We start from the raw sequence: 20,951 nt of genomic DNA, 5'->3' as shown, positions 1-20,951 counted from the left end.
ACTTAGCGTACGGGAGAATGGCCGTGATGGACGCCACCACCAGCCGCGCACCAGCGCGCAGGCTCGGCCGCGCCGAGCGGCGCGAGCAGATCCTCGCCGCCGCCACCTCGGCGTTCGCGCAGGCCGGCGGGTTCGCGCACACCGGCCTCGACGACGTCGCGGCCGCGGCCGGGGTCACCCGGATGATCGTCTACCGGCACTTCGAGTCGAAAAACGAGCTCTACGCCGCCGTCATCGACCGCGCCGCCGAGCACCTGTACGCCGCGGCCGTCGTCGACGGCGAGATGGACGACGACAGCGTCACGCGGGTCATCGACTGGGCCCGCTCCGACCCCGACGGCTTCCGCGTGCTGTTCCGCTACGCCGCCGTCGAGCCCGAGTTCAGCGACGGCATCGCCGACCTGAAGACGTCGATGGCCGCGCACGTGCGGCCGTACGTGGAGGACGGCGCCACCGACCGCGCGTGGGCGGACTGGGCCGCGCGGACCGCGACGGCGCTGCTCATCGAGTCGATCATGGCCTGGCTCGACGGCGGGCAGCCCGACCCCGAGCACGCGACGGCGCGCATCCTGGCCGCCGTCGACCACGCCGTCGAGGCGATCGCCGCGGTGTGAACGAGCCGTCGTACGACGTCGTGGTGGCCGGCGCGGGTGCGACCGGCGCGGTGCTGGCGGCGCGCCTCAGCGAGAACCCGTCCCGGCGGGTGCTACTGCTCGAGGCCGGTCCTGCCACCGTGCCCGCGGAGCTGCTCGACGCGGCCACCATGCCGGCCGCGGCGCCCGGGCACCCGGCGGCGTGGGCGTTCCCAGCGCGTCTGACGTCGTCGAGGACGGCGGTGGTCCCGCGCGGCCGCGTCCTCGGCGGGTCGACGACGGTGAACGGTGGCTACTTCGTCCGCGGCGCGCCGGCCGACTTCGACCGGTGGGCGGCGCTGGGGAACCCGGCGTGGTCGTGGGAGCGGGTGCGGCCGTTCTTCGCCGCCCTCGAGGACGACCACGACTACGGCGACCGGCCGGGGCACGGGCGGGGCGGGCCGGTCCCGGTGCGGCGCGACCCGGTGCCGCACCCGCTGACCTCGGCGTTCTACGCGGCCTGCGACGAGCTCGGGTTCCCGGCGCAGCCCGACCAGAACGACGGCGGACCGCCCGGTCACGGCCCAGTCCCGCTCGCCGTCGCCGGCGGGGTGCGGCAGAGCACGGCGCTGACGTACCTCGCGCCGGCCGCCGGGCGGCCGAACCTCACGGTGCTGGGTGACGCGGTGGTGCGGCGGGTGCGGTTCGACGGGACCCGGGCGACGGGGGTGGACGTCACGCTCGGTGGCCGGCCGGCGCGGATGCGGGCCGGCGAGGTGATCCTGTCGGCCGGCGCGGTGCTGTCGCCGCAGCTGCTCATGGTGTCCGGCGTCGGACCGGCCGCGGCGTTGACGGCGCTGGGCGTGCCGGTGGTGGCCGACGCGCCGGGCGTCGGCCGCGGCACCTCCGACCACCCGGAGATCACCGTCGGCTACCGCGCCGCGCCGCTGCCGCCGTCGGACGCGCTGCCGCTGCAGGGCCGGCTGGCGTTCACCGCGACCGGGTCGCCGTACGCGGGTGACCTCGAGATCCTGTGCTGGACCCGGCCACTGGGCAGCGTCGTTCCCGGCGCCGGCGACGACCACTCGCTGCGGGTCGCGCTGCAGCAGGAGACCAGCCGCGGGACGGTCGACCTGGCCTCGGCGGACCCGGCCGTGCCGCCGCGACTCGACCACGGCTACCTGGCCACGCCCGACGACCGCGCCCGGCTGCGCGAGGGCGTCCGGGTGGCGGTGCGGCTGCTGACGGCGCCGGCGTTCCGGCCGCTGGTGGCGGCGCGCGGCGGCCCGCCCGACGACGTGCTGGGCGACGACGCGGCGCTGGATCGGTGGCTGCTCGGCCACGTCTGGACGGCGGTGCACCTGAGCGGCGGCTGCGCGATGGGCCCCGACGGCGTCGTCGACGAGCACGGCCGCGTCCACGGCGTCACCGGCCTGCGCGTCGCCGACACGTCGATCTTCCCGGCCGTCACGACCAGCGGGCCGGCCGCCACCGCCGTCATGGCCGGGGAGCGGCTGGCGGCCCTGATCGAGACGGAACGGTAATGGTTGCTGTAGAGTAACCGTTGCCCATGAGTAACCAACCAGCGGATGCCGCGTTCGACGCCCTCGGCGAGCCCGTGCGGCGGCGCATCCTCGAACTGCTGCGCGACGGCCCGACGCCCGTCGGCAAGCTGGCCGAGCGACTGCCGGTCGGCCGGCCCGCCGTGAGCAAGCACCTGCGGGTGCTCAGCGGCGCCGGGCTGATCGAGCACCGCAGCGTCGGCACCAGGAATCTCTACGCGCTGGCGCCCGGCGGCCTGGCGGCCGTGCAGCAGTGGCTGGTCCACACGTGGGACGTCGCGCTCGACGCGTACGCGGCGGAGGTCGCCCGCGTCACCGAAGCCCAGGAGGATCCGTGAGTTCCGTCCCGCCACTGCGCCGCGAGATCGTGGTCGCCGCCACGCCCGACGTCGCGTTCGACGTGTTCACCAGCGGCATCGGGCGCTGGTGGCCGCTGGCCGAGCTGAGCGTCCACGGCGAGCGCGCCGGCTCCGTCGCCTTCGTGGACGGCGTCATCGTCGAGCGGTCCGACACCGGCGAAGAGGCGGTCTGGGGCACCGTCACCCGGTGGGAGCCGCCCGGCGAGATCGCGTTCAGCTGGCACCCGGGCCGGCCGGCGGACGTCGCGGGCCTGGTCGAGGTCGGCTTCGCCGCGGTCGAGGGCGGCACGCTGGTGACGCTGCGGCACAGCGGCTGGGAGTCCTACGCCGACCCGGCCGCCGCCCGCGCCGAGTACGACCACGGCTGGCCGACGGTGCTCGGCCGCTACGCCGAGGAGGCCGCTCGCGCCGGCGGCGGCACGACGTGGGCGCTGCTGCTGCACCGGGCCGCCGACGACGTCGCGGGCTCGGTCTTCGACGATCCGCGCTTCGCCGAGCACGTCGCGTTCCTCGGCCGCCGGCGTGCGGCCGGCCAGCTGGTCGCGGCCGGGCCGCTCGGCGACGCCGCCGGCGAGGGCCTCACGGTGCTGCGGCTGCCCGGCGCCGGCCGGCTGGCCGAGATCGTCCGTCTCGCCACCGAGGACGACCTCAGCGTCCGCGACGGCCTCTTCACCGTCACCGTCCGGCCGTGGCGCGTCACGTTGAGCGGACCAGCTGTGCACCCTTGACGACCCGGCCGTCCTTGACGATCGCGACGAACGCGGTGTCGGGGCGGCCGACCAGCGAGATGTCGGCCACCGGGTCGCCGTCGACCAGCACGAGGTCGGCGAGCGCCCCTTCGGCGACGACGCCGAGCGGCCCGGCGTACGGGTAGCGCTCCCCCGACAGCGCCAGCAGCTCGGCGTTGCGGATGGTGGCCAGCTGCAGGACCTCGGCGGGCGAGTACCAGCGCGTCAGCTTGGCCAGCATCGCGCCCTGACGCTCGGCGAGGCGCGGATCGAACAGGACGTCGGTGCCGAAGGCGACCTTGACGCCGTGCTCGATCGCCAGGGCGAAGGCGGTGTCGGTGCCGGCGACGACGCTCTCCAGCTTGGCCTGGTTCGGCGGGCCCACCTGGTTGAGGTCGGCGTCGTCGAGGAACGGCTGCAGGCACCACCAGGTGCCGCGCTCGGCCATGAGCGCGACGGTGGGCTCGTCGAGCAGCTGCCCGTGCTCGATGCAGGCCACGCCGGCCTCGACGGCGGTGCGCACGGCCTTGGGGGTGTACGCGTGCACGGTGACGTAGGTGCCCCAGTCGCCCGCCGCATCGACCGCGGCGCGCAACTCCGCCGCGGTGTACTGGGCCACGTCGATGGGGTCGTAGCTGGACGTGACGCCGCCGCCGGCCATGAGCTTGATCTGGGTCGCGCCGTTGCGCAGCTGCTCGCGCACCGCGCGCAGCACCTCGGGTACACCGTCGGCGATCGCCCCCGCGCCCATGAGCTCGCCGTGGCTGAGATGGCCGGCCACACCGCGCGGCACCTCGTAGGGCAGCCGGAAGTCGCCGTGCCCGGCGGTCTGCGAGATGAACGCGCCCGACGGGAGGATGCGCGGCCCGGAGGCGACCCCTTCGTCGATGGCGCGCCTGAGACCGAACGACGGCCCGCCGACGTCGCGCACCGTCGTGAACCCGCGCATCAGGGTCCGGTGGGCGGCGCCGACGGCGTGGGCGTACAGGTAGCCGAGGTCGGCGGTCAGCGCGGCCTGCATCGGGATGGTGGCGAACGCCGCGTGCCAGTGCGCGTCGATGAGGCCGGGCAGCAGCGTGCGCCCGCTCCCGTCGATGGCCGGGACGTCGTCGCGATCGCCGCCCGCGGGCGCGACCCGGGCGATGACGCCGTCGCGCACCGTGACGTCCATCGGCGCGGTGAGCCGCCCGGCCGCGCTGTCGAACACGACGACGTCGGTGATGAGCAGCGCGTGCGGCTCGGCCATGGTCTCCCCCTGCGTGTCGCCCGGCGGTGCCACTCTAGGCCGGTCCAGGCGCCGGCGGTGGCGGTTCGGCCCGGACCGCCGCTGCGGACCGCGGTCCGGACCCGTGCCGAACCGGTCCGGGCCGCCGCCCCGGGGACGACGGCGGCCCGGCCGGGTCAGCTCACGCCGTGCCCTCCTCGCCGGGCCCGCAGCAGCCCGAGCCCGGCCAGCGCGAGCAGCATCGCGGCCGCGAGCAGCGTCGCGGCAGGGGTTCCGGTGTCCGGCAGCGCCTCGCCGCCGAGACCGCCGGTGTCGTCGCCGGTGTCGTCGCCCACGCCACCGCCCGCTTCGGCGCCGGCGTCGTCGCCCGAGCCGCCCTCGTTGTCCGAGCCGCCCTCGCCCGCGCCGTCCTCGTCCGCGCCGCCGTCCTCGTCACCGGGCTCGCCCGGCTGTTCCGGCTCCGGGCAGGCCAGCGTGCCGGCCCGCAGCGAGTGGCCGTCGGTGTCGTTGTCGTCGGACCAGTAGACCGGCCGCAACCCGTCCACGCACTCCTCGACCGGCGCGATCGCGAAGCCCTCGGTGTTGAGGTTCGCCATCCCGGCCGGCCGCGCGACCCGCCCGGTCACCGCGAACGCGCCGTCGTCGCCCACCTCGAGCAGGGCCGACGTGCCGTCGCAGCCGTCGTCGCAGACCGCCCAGAGGGTGCTGGTGGCGAGGTCGAAGTCCAGCGCCATGACGGCGCCCAGCCCCGGGTCCAGCTCCGCGAGCTGGTGCACGTCGCCGTCGTCGAGCAGCAGGTACGCGTAGACCAGCCCGGTGCCCTCGACGCCGACGAAGTACACGCCGCCGCCGTGCCCGGCGTAGCCGTCCGGGTCGTACGGCGCGCCGGTCGACGCGTCGGCGAAGCCGAGGCCGGTCAGCACGTCGTCAGGCACCCACTCGACCGCCTCGATGCCGGCGTTCGGGCCGGTCGGCGGCAGCTCGGAGGTGAGGTCCCACTCCGTCGACGCGGTCAGCTCGGGCTCGGCGCCGGTGACGTCGTAGCGGAGCAGGCTCAGCAGGCTCACGCCGTCGTCGTCGTTGTCGCGCTCGGTCCCGACGACGACGGAGCCGTCGCCGGTCACCGTCACGCCCTCGCTGTCGGGCGTGCCGACGCCGCCCGGGTAGCGCAGCGGCTTGCCGGTCGCCCAGCCGCCCGCGGCGCCGTCGCGCCAGACGGCGCCGTCCCACTCCAGCCGGTGCAGCCGCCCGCGGCCGTTGTCGACCGCCCACAGGACGCCGTCCTGGTGGTCGAGGCCGCTGAGGTCGCCGTCGAAGTCATCGGCCCGGTCGGCGACGGTCACGTCCGGGCCGCCGGGCCACGGGTCGCCCGGCTCCGGCTCCGGGTCGGGCTCCGGGTCGCCGTCGCAGTGGTTCGGCGCGCCCTTCGTCGGCGACGTGGTGGTGCGGAACTCGCCGGTGCCGTCGGGGCAGCGGCCGTACGTCGAGGCCGCGTGCTCGTCCCACGCGTAGGCGTCGACGAGCGTGCCGTTCGGCGTGTAGACGCGGGCCATGTCGCCGCTGCCGAGGCCGAAGCCGAGCGCGGCCTCCTCGTGCACGTAGAAGCCGCCGGGCGCGATCACCGTCCCGGCCGCGATGGTGGAGAACCGGGTGTCGTCGTTGTCGCGGACCAGCCAGCCGGACAGGTCGACCGGCTCGGCGCCGGTGTTGACCAGCTCGATCCAGTCGCCGGGCACGCCGTCGCTGGACTCCACCTCGTTCACCTTCACGGCGTCCTGGCCGGCCACCGGCACGCAGTCGTTCGGCTCGCCGGGCGTCGCCGCCGCCGTCACCGTGAAGGCGCCGACGCCGTCCGGGCAGCGGCCGGTGCTCGGCTCCGGCACGATCTCCCAGCCGTGCGAGTCGGCGACCGCGCCGGCGCCGTCGACCAGTTCGACGCCGGACGCCTCGCCCGGCGCGAAGCCGAGCGCGTCCGCCTCGATCAGCAGCAGCCCGCCGGGCGCCAGGACTCCGTCCGGCAGCGCGTGGCCGTCCTCGGCGCCGGCCGCGCGCACGACGTGGCCGCCCAGCTCGACGCCGGCGCCGCTCGGGTTGACCAGCTCGACGAACCCGGCCGCGACCTCGTTGACCCGCAGCGGCGACGTGCAGTCGTTGGCCTCGCCGCGGGTCGGCGCCGCCGTCTGGCGGACCTCGCCGCTACCGTCCGGGCAGCGGCCGTATGTCGTGGCGGCGTGCTCGGTCCAGCTGAGGCTGTCGACCAGGCTGCCGCCCGCGTCGGACAGCCGGACGGTGTCCGCGGCGCCCAGCCCGAACCCGAACCCGGTGGTGCCGTCGTCGGCCGCGTCGACGACCAGGTACCACCCGGCCGGGATGACGGTGCCGGCCGGGAACACGTAGTCCTCCGGGCCGCGGTCCTGGTCGTCCTGCAGTCTCCAGCCGGACAGGTCGGCCGTCGCGTCGCCCGGGTTGTGCAGCTCCACCCAGTCCGGGTTGACCCGCTGCGAGACCTCGTTGACGACGACGGCCGGGGCCTGCGGGCCCGCCGCCGCCGGGACGCCGGCCGCTCCCAGCGGGACCAGCCCCGCCACGGCCAGGACGGCGACGGCCGCCCGCTGCGCCTTGCGCGCGCTCATGGTGCTCCCCCTCGTCGCTACGGCGGCCCCCCGGCCGCCCCGGGACAGCAAAGAGGGACGATCTGACCGCATCGGGAAGAACGGATGAACGACGGGCGAACTCGGGGTCGCTGGACGATCGAGCATGAAACCGCGACCGTTAAGCATTGTGACGCCGAGCCGTGCGGCGCACTGTGGTGTCATGAGCGAGATCACGCAGGACCGCACCCGTACCAGCGCCCGCCGGGACACCATCGTCCTCGGCGCGACGCTGCTGGCGCTGGTGCTGGTCACCGGACTGAACGTCACCTTCGCCGTCGCCGTCATGCCGAACCTGGCCGGCGCCGACGACCTCACCTTCGTGACGACCCTGCAGCGGTACAACGACAACCCGGTGTTCCCGCTCAGCTACACGGTGGCACTGGTCCTGGTGGTGCTCGCCCCGGTCCTGCTCTGGGGGAGTGGAGACCGCGCGGCCCTGCGCTGGGCGCTGGTGACACTCGCGCTCTACGTCGTGGTCGTGGCCGTGACGGCGGTCGTGAACATCCCCCTGAACCAGGAGGTCGACGACGCCGGCCTCGGCAGCGCCACCGGCCTCGCCGATGTCCGCGACCGGGTGGAGGACGCCTGGGTGGCGGCCAACCTCGTGCGCAGCCTGGTGTCGGTCGCGGCTGTCGGCGCCGTCACGCGCGCTCTCACGCTGCGAGCGGCGCGCTGACCAGCGGCGTATTCTTCGCCCGTGGAGTTGCGGTTCGAGAACCGCGGGTCCGGCTCGCCGTGGGTCGACACCGTGTGGACGTGCACCAGCGGGCAGGTCGCGCAGATGACCTCCGTCGCGGGCGTGCGCTGGGGGCTGCTGTTCTGGCAGCAGGACGGCCGCGCCCACGCGGGCGTCAGCGGCCCCGAGACCCGCACCAGCACCGCGCCGGTGCCGACGGGCGCGGCCTTCGTCGGCATCGAGTTCGCCGTGGGCACCTCACTGCGGGCCGTGCCCACGGCCGACCTCGTCGACGGCGGCATCCTGCTGCCCGACACCACGTCCCGGACGTTCCGGCTCGACGGCGCCCGCTGGGAGACGCCGGGCCCGGACGACGCCGAGGCGCTGGTCGAGCAGCTGGTCCGGGCCGGCATCGTCGTCCGCGACCCGGTGGTCGCCGAGGTGCTACGCGGCGGCGACCCCGCGGTCTCCGAGCGCACCGTCGAACGCCGGTTCCGCGCGGCCACCGGGCTCACCCGGGGCGCCGTCCGGCAGATCGAGCGGGCCCGGACGGCGGCCGAGCTGCTGGCGCGGGGCGAGCCCGCCGCCGACGTCGTCGCGAAGCTCGACTACTTCGACGAGCCGCACCTGGCCCGGGCGCTGCGCGCGTACGTCGGGCGCACCGCCGGGCAGCTGCGCGCGGGCGGCGGCGGGGCCATCGCCCTCGACGTGGTCAGCGCCTGACGTCGTAGACCAGCTTCATGATCCCGTTCGAGTAGGTGTCGAACTCGCGCAGCGACAGCATCTGCTTGGCGCGGTCCTCGCGGCTGAACACACTCGCGCCGGCGCCCAGCAACACCGGGAAGACCAGCAGGTTGTACTGGTCGATCAGGTCCGCGTCGGCCAGCCGCCGGGCCAGCTCCGCGCTGCCGTGGATGAAGATCTTGCCGCCGTCGCCCTGCTTCAGCGCCGCGACGTCCTCCGTCGAGCGCAGGATCGTCTGCGCCCCCCAGCCGTCGACAAGGGCGTCGTCGGGCAGCGTCGTCGACACCACGTACTTGGGCAGCTCCTTGTAGTCGGCGTGGTCCTCCGACGCCGGCCACGTCGTGGCGAACGACTCGTAGCTGTTGCGGCCGAACATCAGCGCCGACGTCTCGGCGAGCTCCTCGCCCTTGAGCGTCCACGCCTCGGGGACGAAGTCGAGGTCCTTGACCACCCAGCCGGCGCTGCGGTGCTTCTCCCCCGGCCCGCCGCCGGGCGAGTCCACGACGCCGTCGAGCGACATGAAGCCGGTGTAGACCAGGTCACGCATGATGTCTCCTCGTACTCGGACGAACTGCTGGTACCCACGCTAGAGCGCGGTCACGCCGGCGTCTTGGACGGAACCGACACTCAGGTCTGCGCGACGAGCAGCCAGGTCAGGTAGCCGGCGTAGGCCGCGACGAACAGTCCGCCCTCGACGCGGCTGATGCGGCGGCCCGAGACGAACACCGGGATGCAGGCCAGCGCCACCGCGACCATGAGCAGGAGGTCGCCGCCGAGCACCTCGTCGGGCACCTGGACGACGTCCGGCGCAGCCAGGATGGTGATGCCGAGGATGATCGCGATGTTGTAGACGCTGGAGCCGAGCAGGTTGCCCAGCGCGATGTCGCGGTTGCCCCGGACCGTCGACACGATGGTGGTCACCAGCTCGGGCGCCGACGTGCCGATGGCGATGACCGTCAGCCCGATGACGGCGTCGCTCACGCCGAACGACCGGGCCGCGTCGACCGCGCCGTCCACCAGCAGCGTCGCCCCGACCACGATGATCGCGATGCCCACGGCCAGGCTCAGCAGGTCCCGCCACGGACGGCCGCGTGTGCCGGGGCGGTCCGCCGGCGCCAGCCCGGCGTCGTACTCGGCCCGCACGGCGGCCGACTCGCGGCGGCTGACGTACAGGATCGCCAGCGTGTAGCCGACGCCGAACAGCACCAGCACGACGCCGTCCACCCGCCCGAACGTGCCGTCGAGCGCGACGGCCAGCAGCAACAGCGCCGCTCCCGCCATCAGCGGGAGGTCGAGGCGCAGCGTGCGGGCGTCGAGCGCGATGGGGGCGATCGCCGCGCTCAGGCCGAGGATCAGCAGCAGGTTCACCAGGTTCGTGCCGACGATGTTGCCGACGGCGAGCCCGGCGCTGTCCTGGCGTGCGGCGTCGATGCCGACGGCCAGCTCCGGCAGGCTGGTGCCGAGCGCCACGACCGTCACCCCGACGACGATCGGCGCGATGCCCAGCCGCAGCGCCAGCCCCGTCCCGCCCCGGACCAGCAGCTCGGCACCACCCAGCAGGCCGGCGAAGCCGACGGCGATGAGCAGCGCGCTCGACACTCAGAACGCGTATCTGAACACGGCCGCGACCGGCCCGCCACCGGGAACGTCATCGGCGCGGACGGCCACGACACGGCCACCGGCCAGCAGCACCCGGCGGGCGATCTCGTCGGCGACGCCGTAGCTGGCGGCGTCGTCGGCGGCGGTCGTCACCGCGCCGGACTCTTCGTCGACGTAGCCGGGCAGCTTCTCGTCGATGTCGACCACCAGCGTGTCGACGACGCCGTACGTCGCGGCCCGCGCGATGGTCGCGACGTCGCCCGAGGCGCGGCCCTGGTCGAAGCGCCGGCCGAAGAGGTCGCGCAGCTCCGCGAGCTGCCCGGCGTAGAGATCGTCGAGCACCGTCCGCGCGCTGTCGGCCAGCTCGGCGTCGGTGCTGCCCTCCGGGCTGCCCGCGATGCCGGGGCCGGCCAGGTGCGGGTAGCTGTTCACCGAACGGTAGATGCCGTCGAGCGGCTCGGTGGAGGCGAGGATCAGCGGCAGCTCGAGGCCGGTGAGCACGCCGCGCAGCGCTTGGTCGACCTTGCGCGCGTACTGCCGCAGCCGGACCTTCTGCCCCTCCGAGCCCTGGATGCGCCCGACCGGCGCGCGGTCGGCGAGCGACGACTTCCCGGCCGCCGACGCCGCGTCGGACGGCAGCCCCGGGACGTCGACGGTGAACGGCGGGCCGTCGCGGGTGACCTCGACCAGCCGCACCGACCCGGCCGCGAGCGCGAGCACGAACCCGGCCTGCGGGAACGTGACGGCGCGCAGCAGCGGCTTCACGTAGAACCGGTCGCTGACCTCGACGACGGCGGTCAGCTCGTTCGGCAGCCGGAACACCGTCACACCGCCCGGCGCCGCGAACACCGCCAGGCTGCGTGCCTGCTCGGCCCAGAAGTCGTCGTCCTCGACGAGGTCGTCCATCGACTCCCGGACGTCGGCGACGGCGCCGCGTTCGGCGCCGGCCTCCTCCAACTGCCGCAGCGCCTCGGCCGCGAGGTTCTTCAGCTCGATCCGTCCCGCCTGAGCCTGCTGCGTGAGCGGGCTCGTCGGCACGTAGACCGAGACACTGGCGTGGTCGCGCGCCGCGATCAGCCGTTCCAGCTGTGCGCGCGTCGGGATGTCCGTGTGCAGCGTCACCTGACCACCGTCTCACGGTGCGGACCCCGGGCCAAGCGAAACGACGAGGCCCCGGCCCACCCCTTGAGCGCTCCGGACGTCACCCGGCGCGGCTTGGCTAGGCTGACGAGGTCGTGCAGCAGCCCGCCAACGTCTCGCCGGGCCCGTCAGCCGTCGCCATCCGTCCCCCAGAGAAAGGCCGCCGTGTGTCTCAGCTCGATCACCGGCTCAGCGGCATCTACGCCGAAGTGCTCCAGCGCAATCCTGGCGAGACCGAGTTCCACCAGGCGGTGCACGAAGTGCTCGACAGCCTCGGACCGGTGGTCAGCAAGCATCCGGAGTACACCGACGCGGCGGTGATCCGCCGCCTGTGCGAGCCGGAGCGGCAGATCATCTTCCGGGTGCCGTGGGTCGACGACTCCGGCGCGGTGCAGATCAACCGCGGCTTCCGCGTCGAGTTCAACTCCGCGCTCGGCCCGTACAAGGGCGGCCTGCGGTTCCACCCGAGCGTCTACCTGGGCATCGTCAAGTTCCTCGGTTTCGAGCAGATCTTCAAGAACGCCCTCACCGGCATGCCCATCGGCGGCGGCAAGGGCGGCAGCGACTTCGACCCGCGCGGCCGCTCCGACGGCGAGGTCATGCGGTTCTGCCAGTCGTTCATGACCGAGCTGTACCGCCACCTCGGCGAGCACACCGACGTCCCGGCCGGCGACACCGGCGTGGGCCGGCGCGAGCTGGGCTACCTGTTCGGCCAGTACAAGCGCATCACCAACCGCTACGAGTCCGGAGTGCTCACCGGCAAGGGCCTGAGCTGGGGCGGCTCCCAGGTGCGCCGAGAGGCCACCGGCTACGGCGTGGTGTTCTTCGTCGACGAGATCCTCCGCGCCGGCGGCGACTCCTTCGACGGCAAGCGCGTGGTCGTGTCCGGCGCCGGCAACGTCGCCATCTACGCCGTCGAGAAGGTGCACGAGCTCGGCGGCACGGTGGTGGCCTGCTCCGACTCCAGCGGCTACGTCGTCGACGAGAAGGGCATCGACCTCGACCTGCTCAAGGACGTGAAGGAGTCGCGGCGCGGCCGCATCGAGGACTACGCCCAGGCCCGCGGCGAGCATGCCCAGTACGTCGCCGGACGCAGCGTCTGGGACGTGCCCTGCGACATCGCCCTGCCCTGCGCCACCCAGAACGAGCTCGACCACGACGCCGCCGCGACCCTCGTCAGGAACGGCTGCCGCATCGTCGCCGAGGGCGCGAACATGCCCACCACCCCCGATGCGGTGCGCCTGCTGGCCGAGGCCGGCGTCGCGTTCGCCCCCGGCAAGGCCGCCAACGCCGGCGGCGTCGCCACCAGCGCCCTCGAGATGCAGCAGAACGCCTCGCGCGACTCCTGGAGCTTCGAGCTCACCGAGGAGCGCCTCGCGGCCATCATGCGCGGCATCCACGAGCGCTGCCTGGTCACCGCCGACGAGTACGGCGCGCCCGGCAACTACGTCGCCGGCGCGAACATCGCCGGCTTCATCCAGGTCGCCGACGCCATGCTCGCCCTCGGCCTGGTCTAGCCAGCTCGGTACCAGTCGCCCCGACCAGGACACCGCGCGGCACCGGCCCCGGCCGCCGGCGAGCCGCACCTCACCGTGCGAGCGCCGACCCCGACGACCCCTGGTCGTCATCCGGACGCCGGTGGCATCATCGCCGGATGACCGTGCGCGTCGCCGCCGTGCAGCTGGAAGCCGTGCCGGGCGACGTGTCCCGGAACGTGGCGGCGGCGGCCCGCTGGGCCGGCCGGGCCGTGGCGGCCGGCGCCGATCTCGTCGTCCTGCCGGAGGCCGTGCCGACGGGGTACGACGCCACGGCGTTCGGGGGCGAGCTCCCCACGCTCGACGACACCGGCTGGCTCGCACCCGTGCAAGAGGTCGTCGACGCCGCCGGGGTGGTGGTCGTGCTCAACAGCGCGCTTGACCGGGGCGATCGCAGGACGCTCACGAGTCTCGTCCTCACGCCCGGTCGGCAGCCCTCGCCCGCGTACGACAAGCAGCACCTCTTCCAGCAGGAGACGCAGGTGTTCACGGCCGGACCCAACGGAGCCGGCTTCCACCTCGCCGGGGTCGAGTTCGCCCTGTCCGTCTGCTACGACGCCAACTTCCCGGAGCACGCCGCGGCCGCTGCCGCCGACGGCGCCCTCGTGTACGTCAACAGCGGCGCCTACTTCCCCGGCGGCGGTCACCGCCGCGACCTGCACAAGGCGGCTCGCGCTCTGGACAAGGGCATGTACGTCGTGTTCAGCGGCCTCGTCGGCGCACCGAGCGACTTCATCGGCGGGTCGGCGGTCTACGACCCGCTCGGCCGGCCCCTCGTCAGGCTCGGCGCCGAGGAGGGTGTCGCCGTGGCCGAGATCGACCCGGCGGTGGTCGCCCGGACCCGGGCGGACCAGCGCATGTGGAGCGACCGGCGCCCGTCGCTGGGCACGCGCGTGCGCCGGTCCCTGTGACGCGGACGGCTCCGAATCCCGCTCGGCTCGAGTACGCCGAGCTCGAGGCAGGCGTCCGGCGCGGCTCCATCGGAGCGGCCGACCTAGCGTCGCCCGGCCTCCAGCTCGCGCCGGGCCCGGCGCAGGGCCTTCGACTCCGGGCTGTTGCCGCGCTGATAGGGATCGTCGGGCCGGACGGCGAGGGTGCCCAGCTGCCGGGCGACGCTGAGCAGCTGCTTGGACAGCCGGCCGGTGTTGTACTGCAGCCCGTACTTCTCGACCAGTCGGCGCACGTCCCGGGCCACCTCGGGATAGCGGCGAGCCGGGATGTCCGGGAAGAGGTGATGCTCGATCTGGTGGCTGAGGTTGCCGGTGAGCACGTGGAACAGCCGGCTGCCGCTGATGTTGGCCGAGCCGAGCAGCTGCCGCAGGTACCACTGGCCGCGGGTCTCGTTCTCGGCGTCCTCCTTGGCGAACGTCTCGACGTCGGCCGGGAAGTGGCCGCAGAAGATGACGTTGAACGCCCAGATGTTGCGGATGACGTTGGCGACGGCGTTGCCGCCCAGCACGGCCAGCGGCACCCACCATGCGGTGAACGGCACCAGCGGCAGCGTGAGCGCGGGGAAGAGCACGTAGTCCTTGAGCAACTGGCGGCCGATCTTGCGCAGCGCCCGCTTCCTGCGCGCCTGGAACTCCGCCTTCGGCAGCTTGCCCGACAGGTACTCGTCCAGCTCGACGCCGTGGTACATCACGCCCCACTCGAAGACCAGCATGAGCAGGAACGCCAGCGGCAGGTTGAAGCGGTGGCTGGGGTACCAGGGCTGGTCCTTGTCGATGCGGAACAGGTTGTAGCCGATGTCGCGGTCCATGCCGTGGATGTTGGTGTACGTGTGGTGGACGTAGTTGTGGCCGTGCTTCCAGTCGTGCGCCGGCGCGACGATGTCCCACTCGTACCGCTTGCCGTCGATCATCGGGTCGTTCATCCAGTCGTACTGGCCGTGCATGACGTTGTGCCCGATCTCCATGTTCTCGAGGATCTTGGCGAGCGCGAGCAGCGCGATGCCGGCGACGAACACGGGCCAGAAGAACGGGAAGAACAGCCCGATGCGCCCGAGGACCTCGAAGGCGCGCTGGATCTTGATGACCCGGCGGATGTAGTCGGCGTCGGTCTGGCCGAGGTCGTCGAGCACGCGCTGGCGGACGGCGTCGAGTTCGTGACCGAACTCCTCCAGCTGTTCGTAGGTCATGTACTCCAGGCCGATCGGCGACCGTTTCCCGGCATCGGCGCCGACCAGCGGCTTCGGCGCCTCGTCGTGGCCGGACGCGCTCAACGGCTCGATCGGTGCGGGCTTGCGCTTCCCGAACATCGGTGTCCTCTCGTTCGCCCGTCAGAGGGCCATGTTGACGTCGCCGACCGGGACGTTGACGCAGATCTTGATCGTCTCGTCGGTGTCGGCGCTCACCTCGCCGCTGATGACGTGGCGGACGGCGCCGTGGTTCTTCTTGACCGCGCAGGTGTTGCAGACGCCCATCCGGCAGCCGAAGTCCGGGCGCAGGCCGGCGGCTTCGGCCTGGCGCAGGATGGTGGCGCCGTCGTTGCCGACCACGACGCCGCTGTCGTCGAACGTCAGCGCGCCGGTGGCGTCGGCGGCGTCCAGGTCGACCGTGGGCACCTTGAAGTGCTCGGTCCGCAGCATCTCGCCGGCGCCGAGCCGCTCGTAGGTGTCCCGGACCGTCGCGATGAGCCCGGACGGCCCGCAGACGTAGGTGGGCGTGACGGCGGGGTCGACGTCGAGGCGCTCGAGGTGGTCGGCGGTGAACCGTCCCGCGAGCTCGCCGCCGCCGGGCTCGCGGGTGTAGACGCGGTGCAGCCGCGCGACCCCGGCGCCGGCCAGCTGGTCCAGCTCGGCGGTGAACATCTCGTCCGCCCGGGAGCGGGCGTAGTGCAGGAACGTCACCCGGCCGCGGTGGCCGGTGTCGTGCAGCGTGCGCAGCATCGACATCAGCGGCGTGATGCCGCTGCCGCCGCTGAGCAGCAACAGGTCGTCGGGAACCCGAGCGGGAAGGACGAAGTCGCCACCGGCCTGGGAGAGATGGACGATGGTGCCCGGCGCGAGGTCACGGTGCACGAACTGCGAGACGTAGCCGTCCGGGTGCGCCTTGACCGACACGCTGAAGGTGCCGTCGGTGCCGGCCGCCGAGCTGGACACCGAGAAGCAGCGGATGCGCCGGGTGCCGCCGACCTCGACCCCGAACTGCACGTGCTGCCCGGCGGCGAAGCCGTCCCACGCACCGTTCGGGCGCAGCACGACCGTGCTCGCCTGCGCGGTGTCGTGGACGACCTCGACGACCCGGGCGCGGACGAGAGCGACGGTGAGCATCGGATGCACGTGCTCGAGGTAGTGGTCGACCGAGTGCGGTGAGGTCAACGCCGCCACGGCTCGCGAGCCGAGCATCCTGCGGATGACGCCGATCGCGGCCTCCTCACTCAGTGAACACGCGTGCACTCAAATCGTGAGGCGCACAGGCGCGAAACGCAATGGGAACGTCCTGTGACCTCGCGCACGAACGGAACACGCGTGCACCGTGCCGGCGGTTAGGCTCAGCCTCATGCCCGCCCAGGCCGCCGCACGACAAGCGCAGAAGGAACGCACCCACGAGGCGCTGCTGACCGCCGCTCTCGACCTCAGCCGCCGCTACGGGTTCGCGCAGATCAGCCTGCGGCAGGTCGCCGGCCACGCGGGCGTGGTGCCCACCGCGTTCTACCGCCACTTCGACTCGATGGAACAGCTCGGGCTGGTGCTGGTCGAGCAGTCGTTCGCGACGCTGCGGCGGATGATCCGCGACGCTCAACGCGACCCGCACGTCTTCGACAACATCATCGACGCGTCGGCGGCCATCCTCGTCGACGCGGTCAAGCAGAACCGCGCGCACTTCGACTTCGTGGCCCGCGAACGCGTCGGCGGATCGCCCGCCGTCCGCCGGGCCATCCAGCACGAACTCGACCTGTTCGTCAGCGAGCTGGCGATCGTGCTCGCACGGCTGCCCCACATCGAGAACTGGAGCAGCGACGACGTCCAGATGGTCGCGCGGCTGTTCGTGCGGAACATGGTCTCCCACGCCGAGGAGGTCGTCGACATGCCCGACGGCCGCCCCGATCTCGAGGAGCAGATCAGGGACGGCGCCCGGCGCGAGATGCGGGTCATCGTCATCGGCTTCCGCGACTGGCGCTCAGCGGCGCACCGATGACGACGCTCACCGCCCGGCGAGGAAGTGCTGGGCCACCTCCGCCGCGGTCAGGGCGCGGTCGTACAGCGCCACCTCGTCGAGCCCGCCGTGCAGGCGCCGGCCGCGGTCGTCGCCGCGGGCGCCGAGCTTGACGCTGACGTCGGACTGGCCCGGGCGCACCGTCGTCGCCCGGCGGCCGACCTCGACGCCGTCGGCGTAGACGACCATGGTGGCGCCGTCGAAGGTGCCCACGACGTGGTGCCATTCGCCCGTCCCGAGCGGTGTCCGTCCCGTGACGATCGCGGCGTTGCGCGCGTCGAGGACGCCGAACGTGGGCCGGCCGAGCCCGTCGAGCCGCAGCAGGAAGCCGTTGTACGCGGGCCCCTCGTAGGACTCCACCACGCCGATGCCGTCACCCGAGGCGGGCCGGTCGGCGCGCACCCAGGCCTCGACGGTGAGGTGCCCGTCGGCCGAGCCCACCTGGCCGACCGGCGCCTCGCCGTAGCCGCCGGCCAGCCCCAGCCCGGCGGACCCGGGAACCGCCCCGCCGGCGCCCCGGACGGTCTCGCCGCGGGTGCTGCCGGGGCTCGTCCCGGTGTCGTCGGCGATCAGCGTGCCCTCGGTCTCCTCCAGACGCCACCACGCGCTCGGCTCGTCGCCGGCGACGACCTCGGCGTACTCCCCCGCCCCGGCCGCCTCTGCGGGATACAGCCCGGCCGCGAACGTCGCGCCGGCGCCCTCGCCGTCGACCCGGAACACCAGTTGCCCGGGCGCGGCGCCGGCCGGCACGCCGACCCGCACGACGTGGCGGCTCGTGATGGGCCGGCCGCCGCTGTCGACGACCACGTCCTGCTGGGACGGTGTGACGGTCCAGCCCTCGGGCGCGGTGACGGTCAGGGTGCCGCGATACGTCCCGGCCGACCGCGCGGTGACGTCGACGGCCACCTCGCTGACACCGCCCGCCACGACGGCCCGCTCGCCGTACGGCGCGCTGATGGTGGCGCCGACCGGTGTGGCCGCGATCGCCTCGGCCCGTTCGAGGAACGGCAGGAGGGTGCCCATGGCCACGTGCACCGGCCTGGTGTCGCCGTTCGGGTCGACGGCGCGGACCGCGCGCATGCGCTCGCGCAGCGCCACCATGCGCTCGCGCGCGGCGGCCGCGTCGTCGTCGCGGCCGTCGGCCAGGGCGGTGAGCAGGCCGACAGCCTCCGAGACGGCCCGTCCGCCCAGCGCGCTCGCCTCCAGCCACGGCCGCAGCTCGCCGGCCAGCGCGTCCGGGAGGACCGGCGCCAGGGAGTCGGCCCGGCCCAGCGCCTCGGCGTGGGCGCGCAGGCGCTCGCCGGGGCCGGCGAGGTCGGCGCCCGCGGAGTAGGCCTGCAGGTACGCGTCGACGAGACCGGCCAGGCGCGGGCCCATGCGGTCGCTGTGGAAGCCGTCGTAGCGGTGCGCGTCGGCGAACACCTCGAAGTCGCCCGCACGGTCACCGGCCAGGCGGGCCAGCACCGCCCGCCACGACCGGTCCGGCACGTAGGCGGCCGGGTTCCAGGCGTAGTCGGCCGCCGTGGCCAGCGACACCTGCGAGGCGTACTGCTCGCTCATCTGGTTCCACGACACCCCGAGGACCGTTCCGGGCAGGCCGGGCGAGCGGCCCACCACCGGCCCGAGGTGCAGCCGGCCGCGGTCGTAGTCGTTGACCGGGTAGTTGTCGAACACGATCAGCTCGTGCCGCGGGAAGGCGGCGCGCACCTGCTCGACGTCGAGCGACTCGATCTCCGGCGACATCACCGCCGGGCCGGTCCAGTACAGCTGCCAGTCCGCGGACAGGTTCGCGTCGAAGACCGACCGGTAGGGCGTCGGCTCGTTGGTCCAGTACAGCGACGGGATGGTGATGGGCGGGCCGAGCTCGTCGTGCCGGGAGAAGAACCGCTCCTCGAGGTCGGTGAGCACCTCGGTCTGGGCCCGCGCCACCGGGTGGTCCGTGCCGGCGTAGCGCTCGGTGTCCTCGGCGCAGGTGAACTGCTCGGTGACGTCGTCCCACGAGATGACGAAGCGGCTGACGCCGATCTCGCGCAGCTGTTCGAGCCGGGCGAGCAGGGCGTCGCGATCGGCCTGACGGGCGTGGCAGATGCCGGGCGCCGTCCCGCCGTGCATGGGCGCCGCCGGGCCGACCCGGTAGATGAACGTCACGTGCCGCTCGCGGGCGTAGTCGACCAGGCGTTCCAGCTCGGCCAGCTGCTCCGGCTCGTAGAGCTCGCGCCAGGCCCGCCCGGTGGTACGCGGGTCGTTCGCCGGGCCGTAGAAGTAGACGTTCATCTTCAGCGCGGCGAGGAAGTCGATCTGGTCGCGACGGGCCTGCCACGACCAGTCCGGGCCGTAGAACGACTCCAGCCCGCCGCGGAACGCGAAGCCCGGGCCGTCCTCGATGCGCACCGCCGGCAGCGTCCCGTCCTCGAGCGCGGCGAGCTGCCCGAGTGTCTGCGCCGCGTAGAACAGCCCGGCGTCGTCGCCGGCGAGGACGGCGGACGCGGCCGGCCCGCGCAGCGCCCGGGTGCCGAGGAGATACTCCTCGGCGCCGAGACCGGCGACGTCGGCGGCGCCCCAGCCGAACGCGTCGAGCTCCTCGGCGGCGCCCTCGGCGGACTCCGCGCCGACCAGGTGGACGGTCAGGCGGTTCGGCCCGGGGCGGTCGCGCTCCCGCAGGCCCTGCGCCGTCAGCGCCTCCCGCACGGCCGCCGCCGTCGCGTCGTCGACGTCGCCACCGGCCTCGATCGCGAAGAACCGCACGCCGACGGGCGAGCCGAGCCGCTCGATCGAGCGCGGCGCCGGCTGCAGCAGCTCGAGCGGGTCTCCAGTGCTCGACGTGGCCGCCGGCTCGGTCGTCACGTCCCCGTCCCGCGATGGACCGGCGGCGGCCGAGGCGGAGAACACCCCGGCCAGCAGCAGCGGGATCACGACCTGGGCGGCGAGGGTCCGTACCGGCATGACGACCTCCGTCTGGTGGCGGGCGAGCCGCCCAAAATACCGGACTAGTCCGGTATAGGGAAGGGCGACGGAGACATGGACGTGGCGGGCCCGGAACGCGCCGGGCCCGCCACGGGACGACCTGGATCAGCCCTCTTCGCAGGTCGGAACGATGAGGTGCGGGTTGCTGGACCTCATCTGGCTCCCGGGCATCATGCCCCAGCCGTTCTGCTTGCTGGTGCCGATGACCTCGTCGGCCCAGGTGTAGTAGCGCCAGCTGCCGGCCCTGCTCGACTTGCAGGCGAACCAGCTGCGAGTGCTGTACATGATGCCCACCCGCTGGTTGTGGACCCACGGGTGGAACACGGAAGCGCCGTAGACGTTGTCGCAGTACGTGAGGCGGTAGGTCGAGCCCCACGGGTCGGTGACGTACTCGTTCGACTTCACACAGCTGGCGGTGATCGCGGCCTTCGTCGTGGCGGCGTCGTCGGCGGCCGCCCCCGCGGCGCCGGCCGAGGTGGTGATGCCGGCGGCGAGCGCGGCGATGCCGACGAGTCCGCTGATCAGACGTCGGGACGTACGCATGGCAAGTGCCTCTCGGTAGTCGGGATGCCACCCGCGGGCGGCGCTGGATCAGCCGTTCGCGCAGGTCGGGACGATGTGCGGGTTGCCGGACCTCATGGCGCCGCTGGGCATCAGGCCCCAGCCGTTCTGCGGGCCGCCGCCGAGGGCCACGTCGCCCCAGGTGTAGTAGCCCCAGCCCTTGACGGCGCCCATGTACTTCTTGCAGCCGAACCAGCTGCGGGTGCTGTAGAGGCGGCCCACCACCTCGTTCTTGCCGCTCGGGTGGAACAGGAACACGCCGGAGACGTTGTCGCAGTAGATGAGCCGGTAGGTCGACTGCCACGGGTCGGTGATGTACGCGTTCGACTTCACGCAGCTGGCGGTGATCGCGGCCTTCGTCGTGGCGGCGTCGTCGGCCGTGCCGGTCGCCCCCGCGGCGCCGGCCGAGGTGGTGACGCCGGCGGCGAGCGCGGCGATGCCGACGAGTCCGCTGATCAGACGTCGGGACATGCGC

The 20,951-nt window shown here is 73.6% G+C and carries 19 protein-coding genes; 9 read left to right on the top strand and 10 right to left on the bottom strand.

Going from position 1 to position 20,951, the window contains the following annotated elements; all coding sequences use genetic code 11:
* Window positions 1-26 precede the first annotated feature (26 nt).
* From BLV02_RS31915 to BLV02_RS31900, 4 genes are read left to right on the top strand one after another with little or no spacing between them, the layout of a single operon-like run.
* Window positions 27-614 (top strand): TetR/AcrR family transcriptional regulator, encoded by a 588-nt coding sequence (locus tag BLV02_RS31915; RefSeq protein WP_216094274.1) that lies wholly within the window; start codon window positions 27-29, stop codon window positions 612-614.
* A complete protein-coding gene (mftG, locus tag BLV02_RS31910) occupies window positions 611-2,116 on the top strand; it encodes a mycofactocin dehydrogenase MftG (protein WP_069112058.1) in 1,506 nt (501 codons plus the stop codon). The genes BLV02_RS31915 and mftG overlap by 4 nt, the downstream gene beginning before the upstream one ends.
* 26 nt (window positions 2,117-2,142) lie before the next feature.
* The gene (locus BLV02_RS31905) at window positions 2,143-2,472 is read left to right on the top strand and encodes an ArsR/SmtB family transcription factor (RefSeq protein WP_069112059.1); all 330 of its coding nucleotides are present in this window, start codon (window positions 2,143-2,145) and stop codon (window positions 2,470-2,472) included.
* On the top strand, window positions 2,469-3,221 hold the full coding sequence (locus BLV02_RS31900; RefSeq protein ID WP_069112060.1) for an SRPBCC domain-containing protein: 753 nt from the start codon (window positions 2,469-2,471) through the stop codon (window positions 3,219-3,221). The genes BLV02_RS31905 and BLV02_RS31900 overlap by 4 nt, the downstream gene beginning before the upstream one ends.
* Here the strand turns inward: BLV02_RS31900 and BLV02_RS31895 are convergent.
* Together BLV02_RS31895 and BLV02_RS31890 are read right to left on the bottom strand one after the other, a co-directional pair.
* A complete protein-coding gene (locus BLV02_RS31895; protein WP_069112307.1) occupies window positions 3,190-4,467 on the bottom strand; it encodes a metal-dependent hydrolase family protein in 1,278 nt (425 codons plus the stop codon). The two genes, BLV02_RS31900 and BLV02_RS31895, sit on opposite strands and share 32 nt — an antisense overlap.
* A gap of 155 nt (window positions 4,468-4,622) precedes the next feature.
* Complete coding sequence (locus BLV02_RS31890) at window positions 4,623-7,079, bottom strand: lamin tail domain-containing protein (RefSeq protein WP_069112061.1); 2,457 nt, start codon at window positions 7,077-7,079, stop codon at window positions 4,623-4,625.
* A gap of 181 nt (window positions 7,080-7,260) precedes the next feature.
* Here BLV02_RS31890 and BLV02_RS31885 point away from each other — a divergent pair, with 181 nt between their 5' ends.
* Together BLV02_RS31885 and BLV02_RS31880 are read left to right on the top strand one after the other, a co-directional pair.
* Window positions 7,261-7,776, top strand: coding sequence for an anthrone oxygenase family protein (locus tag BLV02_RS31885; RefSeq protein WP_069112062.1), 516 nt, complete (start codon window positions 7,261-7,263; stop codon window positions 7,774-7,776).
* A 21-nt stretch (window positions 7,777-7,797) separates the two neighbouring features.
* Window positions 7,798-8,499, top strand: a complete 702-nt coding sequence (locus tag BLV02_RS31880) for a helix-turn-helix domain-containing protein (protein WP_069112063.1) — start codon at window positions 7,798-7,800, stop codon at window positions 8,497-8,499.
* Here the strand turns inward: BLV02_RS31880 and BLV02_RS31875 are convergent.
* The 3 genes from BLV02_RS31875 to BLV02_RS31865 all read right to left on the bottom strand — a co-directional run bounded on the left by BLV02_RS31875 (window position 8,489) and on the right by BLV02_RS31865 (window position 11,241).
* Window positions 8,489-9,067 (bottom strand): dihydrofolate reductase family protein, encoded by a 579-nt coding sequence (locus BLV02_RS31875; RefSeq protein ID WP_069112064.1) that lies wholly within the window; start codon window positions 9,065-9,067, stop codon window positions 8,489-8,491. The genes BLV02_RS31880 and BLV02_RS31875 overlap by 11 nt on opposite strands.
* 80 nt (window positions 9,068-9,147) lie before the next feature.
* Window positions 9,148-10,119: a calcium/sodium antiporter gene (locus BLV02_RS31870; RefSeq protein ID WP_069112065.1), complete on the bottom strand. Its 972-nt coding sequence runs from the start codon at window positions 10,117-10,119 to the stop codon at window positions 9,148-9,150.
* A complete protein-coding gene (locus tag BLV02_RS31865; protein ID WP_216094275.1) occupies window positions 10,120-11,241 on the bottom strand; it encodes a baeRF11 domain-containing protein in 1,122 nt (373 codons plus the stop codon).
* A 185-nt stretch (window positions 11,242-11,426) separates the two neighbouring features.
* On the opposite strand from BLV02_RS31865, the gene gdhA reads away from it, so the two are divergent.
* Both gdhA and BLV02_RS31855 read left to right on the top strand, forming a co-directional pair.
* Window positions 11,427-12,776 (top strand): NADP-specific glutamate dehydrogenase, encoded by a 1,350-nt coding sequence (gene gdhA / locus BLV02_RS31860; protein ID WP_069112066.1) that lies wholly within the window; start codon window positions 11,427-11,429, stop codon window positions 12,774-12,776.
* A 137-nt stretch (window positions 12,777-12,913) separates the two neighbouring features.
* Entirely contained in the window at window positions 12,914-13,705 is a 792-nt protein-coding gene (locus tag BLV02_RS31855; RefSeq protein WP_069112067.1) for a carbon-nitrogen hydrolase family protein, read from the top strand.
* A gap of 83 nt (window positions 13,706-13,788) precedes the next feature.
* Here BLV02_RS31855 and BLV02_RS31850 read toward each other — a convergent pair whose 3' ends face one another.
* Both BLV02_RS31850 and BLV02_RS31845 read right to left on the bottom strand, forming a co-directional pair.
* A complete protein-coding gene (locus tag BLV02_RS31850) occupies window positions 13,789-14,931 on the bottom strand; it encodes a fatty acid desaturase (protein ID WP_069112309.1) in 1,143 nt (380 codons plus the stop codon).
* A 141-nt stretch (window positions 14,932-15,072) separates the two neighbouring features.
* Window positions 15,073-16,140, bottom strand: coding sequence for a ferredoxin reductase (locus BLV02_RS31845; RefSeq protein ID WP_069112068.1), 1,068 nt, complete (start codon window positions 16,138-16,140; stop codon window positions 15,073-15,075).
* Window positions 16,141-16,294: 154 nt separating this feature from the next.
* On the opposite strand from BLV02_RS31845, the gene BLV02_RS31840 reads away from it, so the two are divergent.
* Complete coding sequence (locus BLV02_RS31840; RefSeq protein ID WP_069112069.1) at window positions 16,295-16,933, top strand: TetR family transcriptional regulator; 639 nt, start codon at window positions 16,295-16,297, stop codon at window positions 16,931-16,933.
* A gap of 6 nt (window positions 16,934-16,939) precedes the next feature.
* Here BLV02_RS31840 and BLV02_RS31835 read toward each other — a convergent pair whose 3' ends face one another.
* From BLV02_RS31835 to BLV02_RS31825, 3 genes are all read right to left on the bottom strand, one after another.
* Window positions 16,940-19,894 (bottom strand): beta-N-acetylglucosaminidase domain-containing protein, encoded by a 2,955-nt coding sequence (locus BLV02_RS31835; protein ID WP_069112070.1) that lies wholly within the window; start codon window positions 19,892-19,894, stop codon window positions 16,940-16,942.
* Between the two features lie 126 nt (window positions 19,895-20,020).
* Entirely contained in the window at window positions 20,021-20,458 is a 438-nt protein-coding gene (locus BLV02_RS31830) for a hypothetical protein (RefSeq protein WP_069112071.1), read from the bottom strand.
* A 48-nt stretch (window positions 20,459-20,506) separates the two neighbouring features.
* Window positions 20,507-20,947: a hypothetical protein gene (locus tag BLV02_RS31825; protein ID WP_141711631.1), complete on the bottom strand. Its 441-nt coding sequence runs from the start codon at window positions 20,945-20,947 to the stop codon at window positions 20,507-20,509.
* Window positions 20,948-20,951: the final 4 nt, after the last annotated feature.

Source organism: Jiangella alba, from assembly GCF_900106035.1.
GTDB classification, from domain to species: domain Bacteria; phylum Actinomycetota; class Actinomycetes; order Jiangellales; family Jiangellaceae; genus Jiangella; species Jiangella alba.
This window is presented reverse-complemented; position numbering and strand designations above follow the sequence as displayed.

Excerpts from the sequence above, each read along its gene's own strand:
- BLV02_RS31915 (WP_216094274.1), top strand. The coding sequence starts at position 27 with ATGGACGCCACCACCAGCCGCGCACCAGCGCGCAGGCTCGGCCGCGCC.
- BLV02_RS31905 (WP_069112059.1), top strand. The coding sequence starts at position 2,143 with ATGAGTAACCAACCAGCGGATGCCGCGTTCGACGCCCTCGGCGAGCCC.
- BLV02_RS31895 (WP_069112307.1), bottom strand. The coding sequence starts at position 4,467 with ATGGCCGAGCCGCACGCGCTGCTCATCACCGACGTCGTCGTGTTCGAC.
- BLV02_RS31890 (WP_069112061.1), bottom strand. The coding sequence starts at position 7,079 with ATGAGCGCGCGCAAGGCGCAGCGGGCGGCCGTCGCCGTCCTGGCCGTG.
- BLV02_RS31885 (WP_069112062.1), top strand. The coding sequence starts at position 7,261 with ATGAGCGAGATCACGCAGGACCGCACCCGTACCAGCGCCCGCCGGGAC.
- BLV02_RS31875 (WP_069112064.1), bottom strand. The coding sequence starts at position 9,067 with ATGCGTGACCTGGTCTACACCGGCTTCATGTCGCTCGACGGCGTCGTG.
- BLV02_RS31855 (WP_069112067.1), top strand. The coding sequence starts at position 12,914 with ATGACCGTGCGCGTCGCCGCCGTGCAGCTGGAAGCCGTGCCGGGCGAC.
- BLV02_RS31850 (WP_069112309.1), bottom strand. The coding sequence starts at position 14,931 with ATGACCTACGAACAGCTGGAGGAGTTCGGTCACGAACTCGACGCCGTC.
- BLV02_RS31845 (WP_069112068.1), bottom strand. The coding sequence starts at position 16,140 with ATGCTCGGCTCGCGAGCCGTGGCGGCGTTGACCTCACCGCACTCGGTC.
- BLV02_RS31840 (WP_069112069.1), top strand. The coding sequence starts at position 16,295 with ATGCCCGCCCAGGCCGCCGCACGACAAGCGCAGAAGGAACGCACCCAC.
- BLV02_RS31835 (WP_069112070.1), bottom strand. The coding sequence starts at position 19,894 with ATGCCGGTACGGACCCTCGCCGCCCAGGTCGTGATCCCGCTGCTGCTG.
- BLV02_RS31830 (WP_069112071.1), bottom strand. The coding sequence starts at position 20,458 with ATGCGTACGTCCCGACGTCTGATCAGCGGACTCGTCGGCATCGCCGCG.
- BLV02_RS31825 (WP_141711631.1), bottom strand. The coding sequence starts at position 20,947 with ATGTCCCGACGTCTGATCAGCGGACTCGTCGGCATCGCCGCGCTCGCC.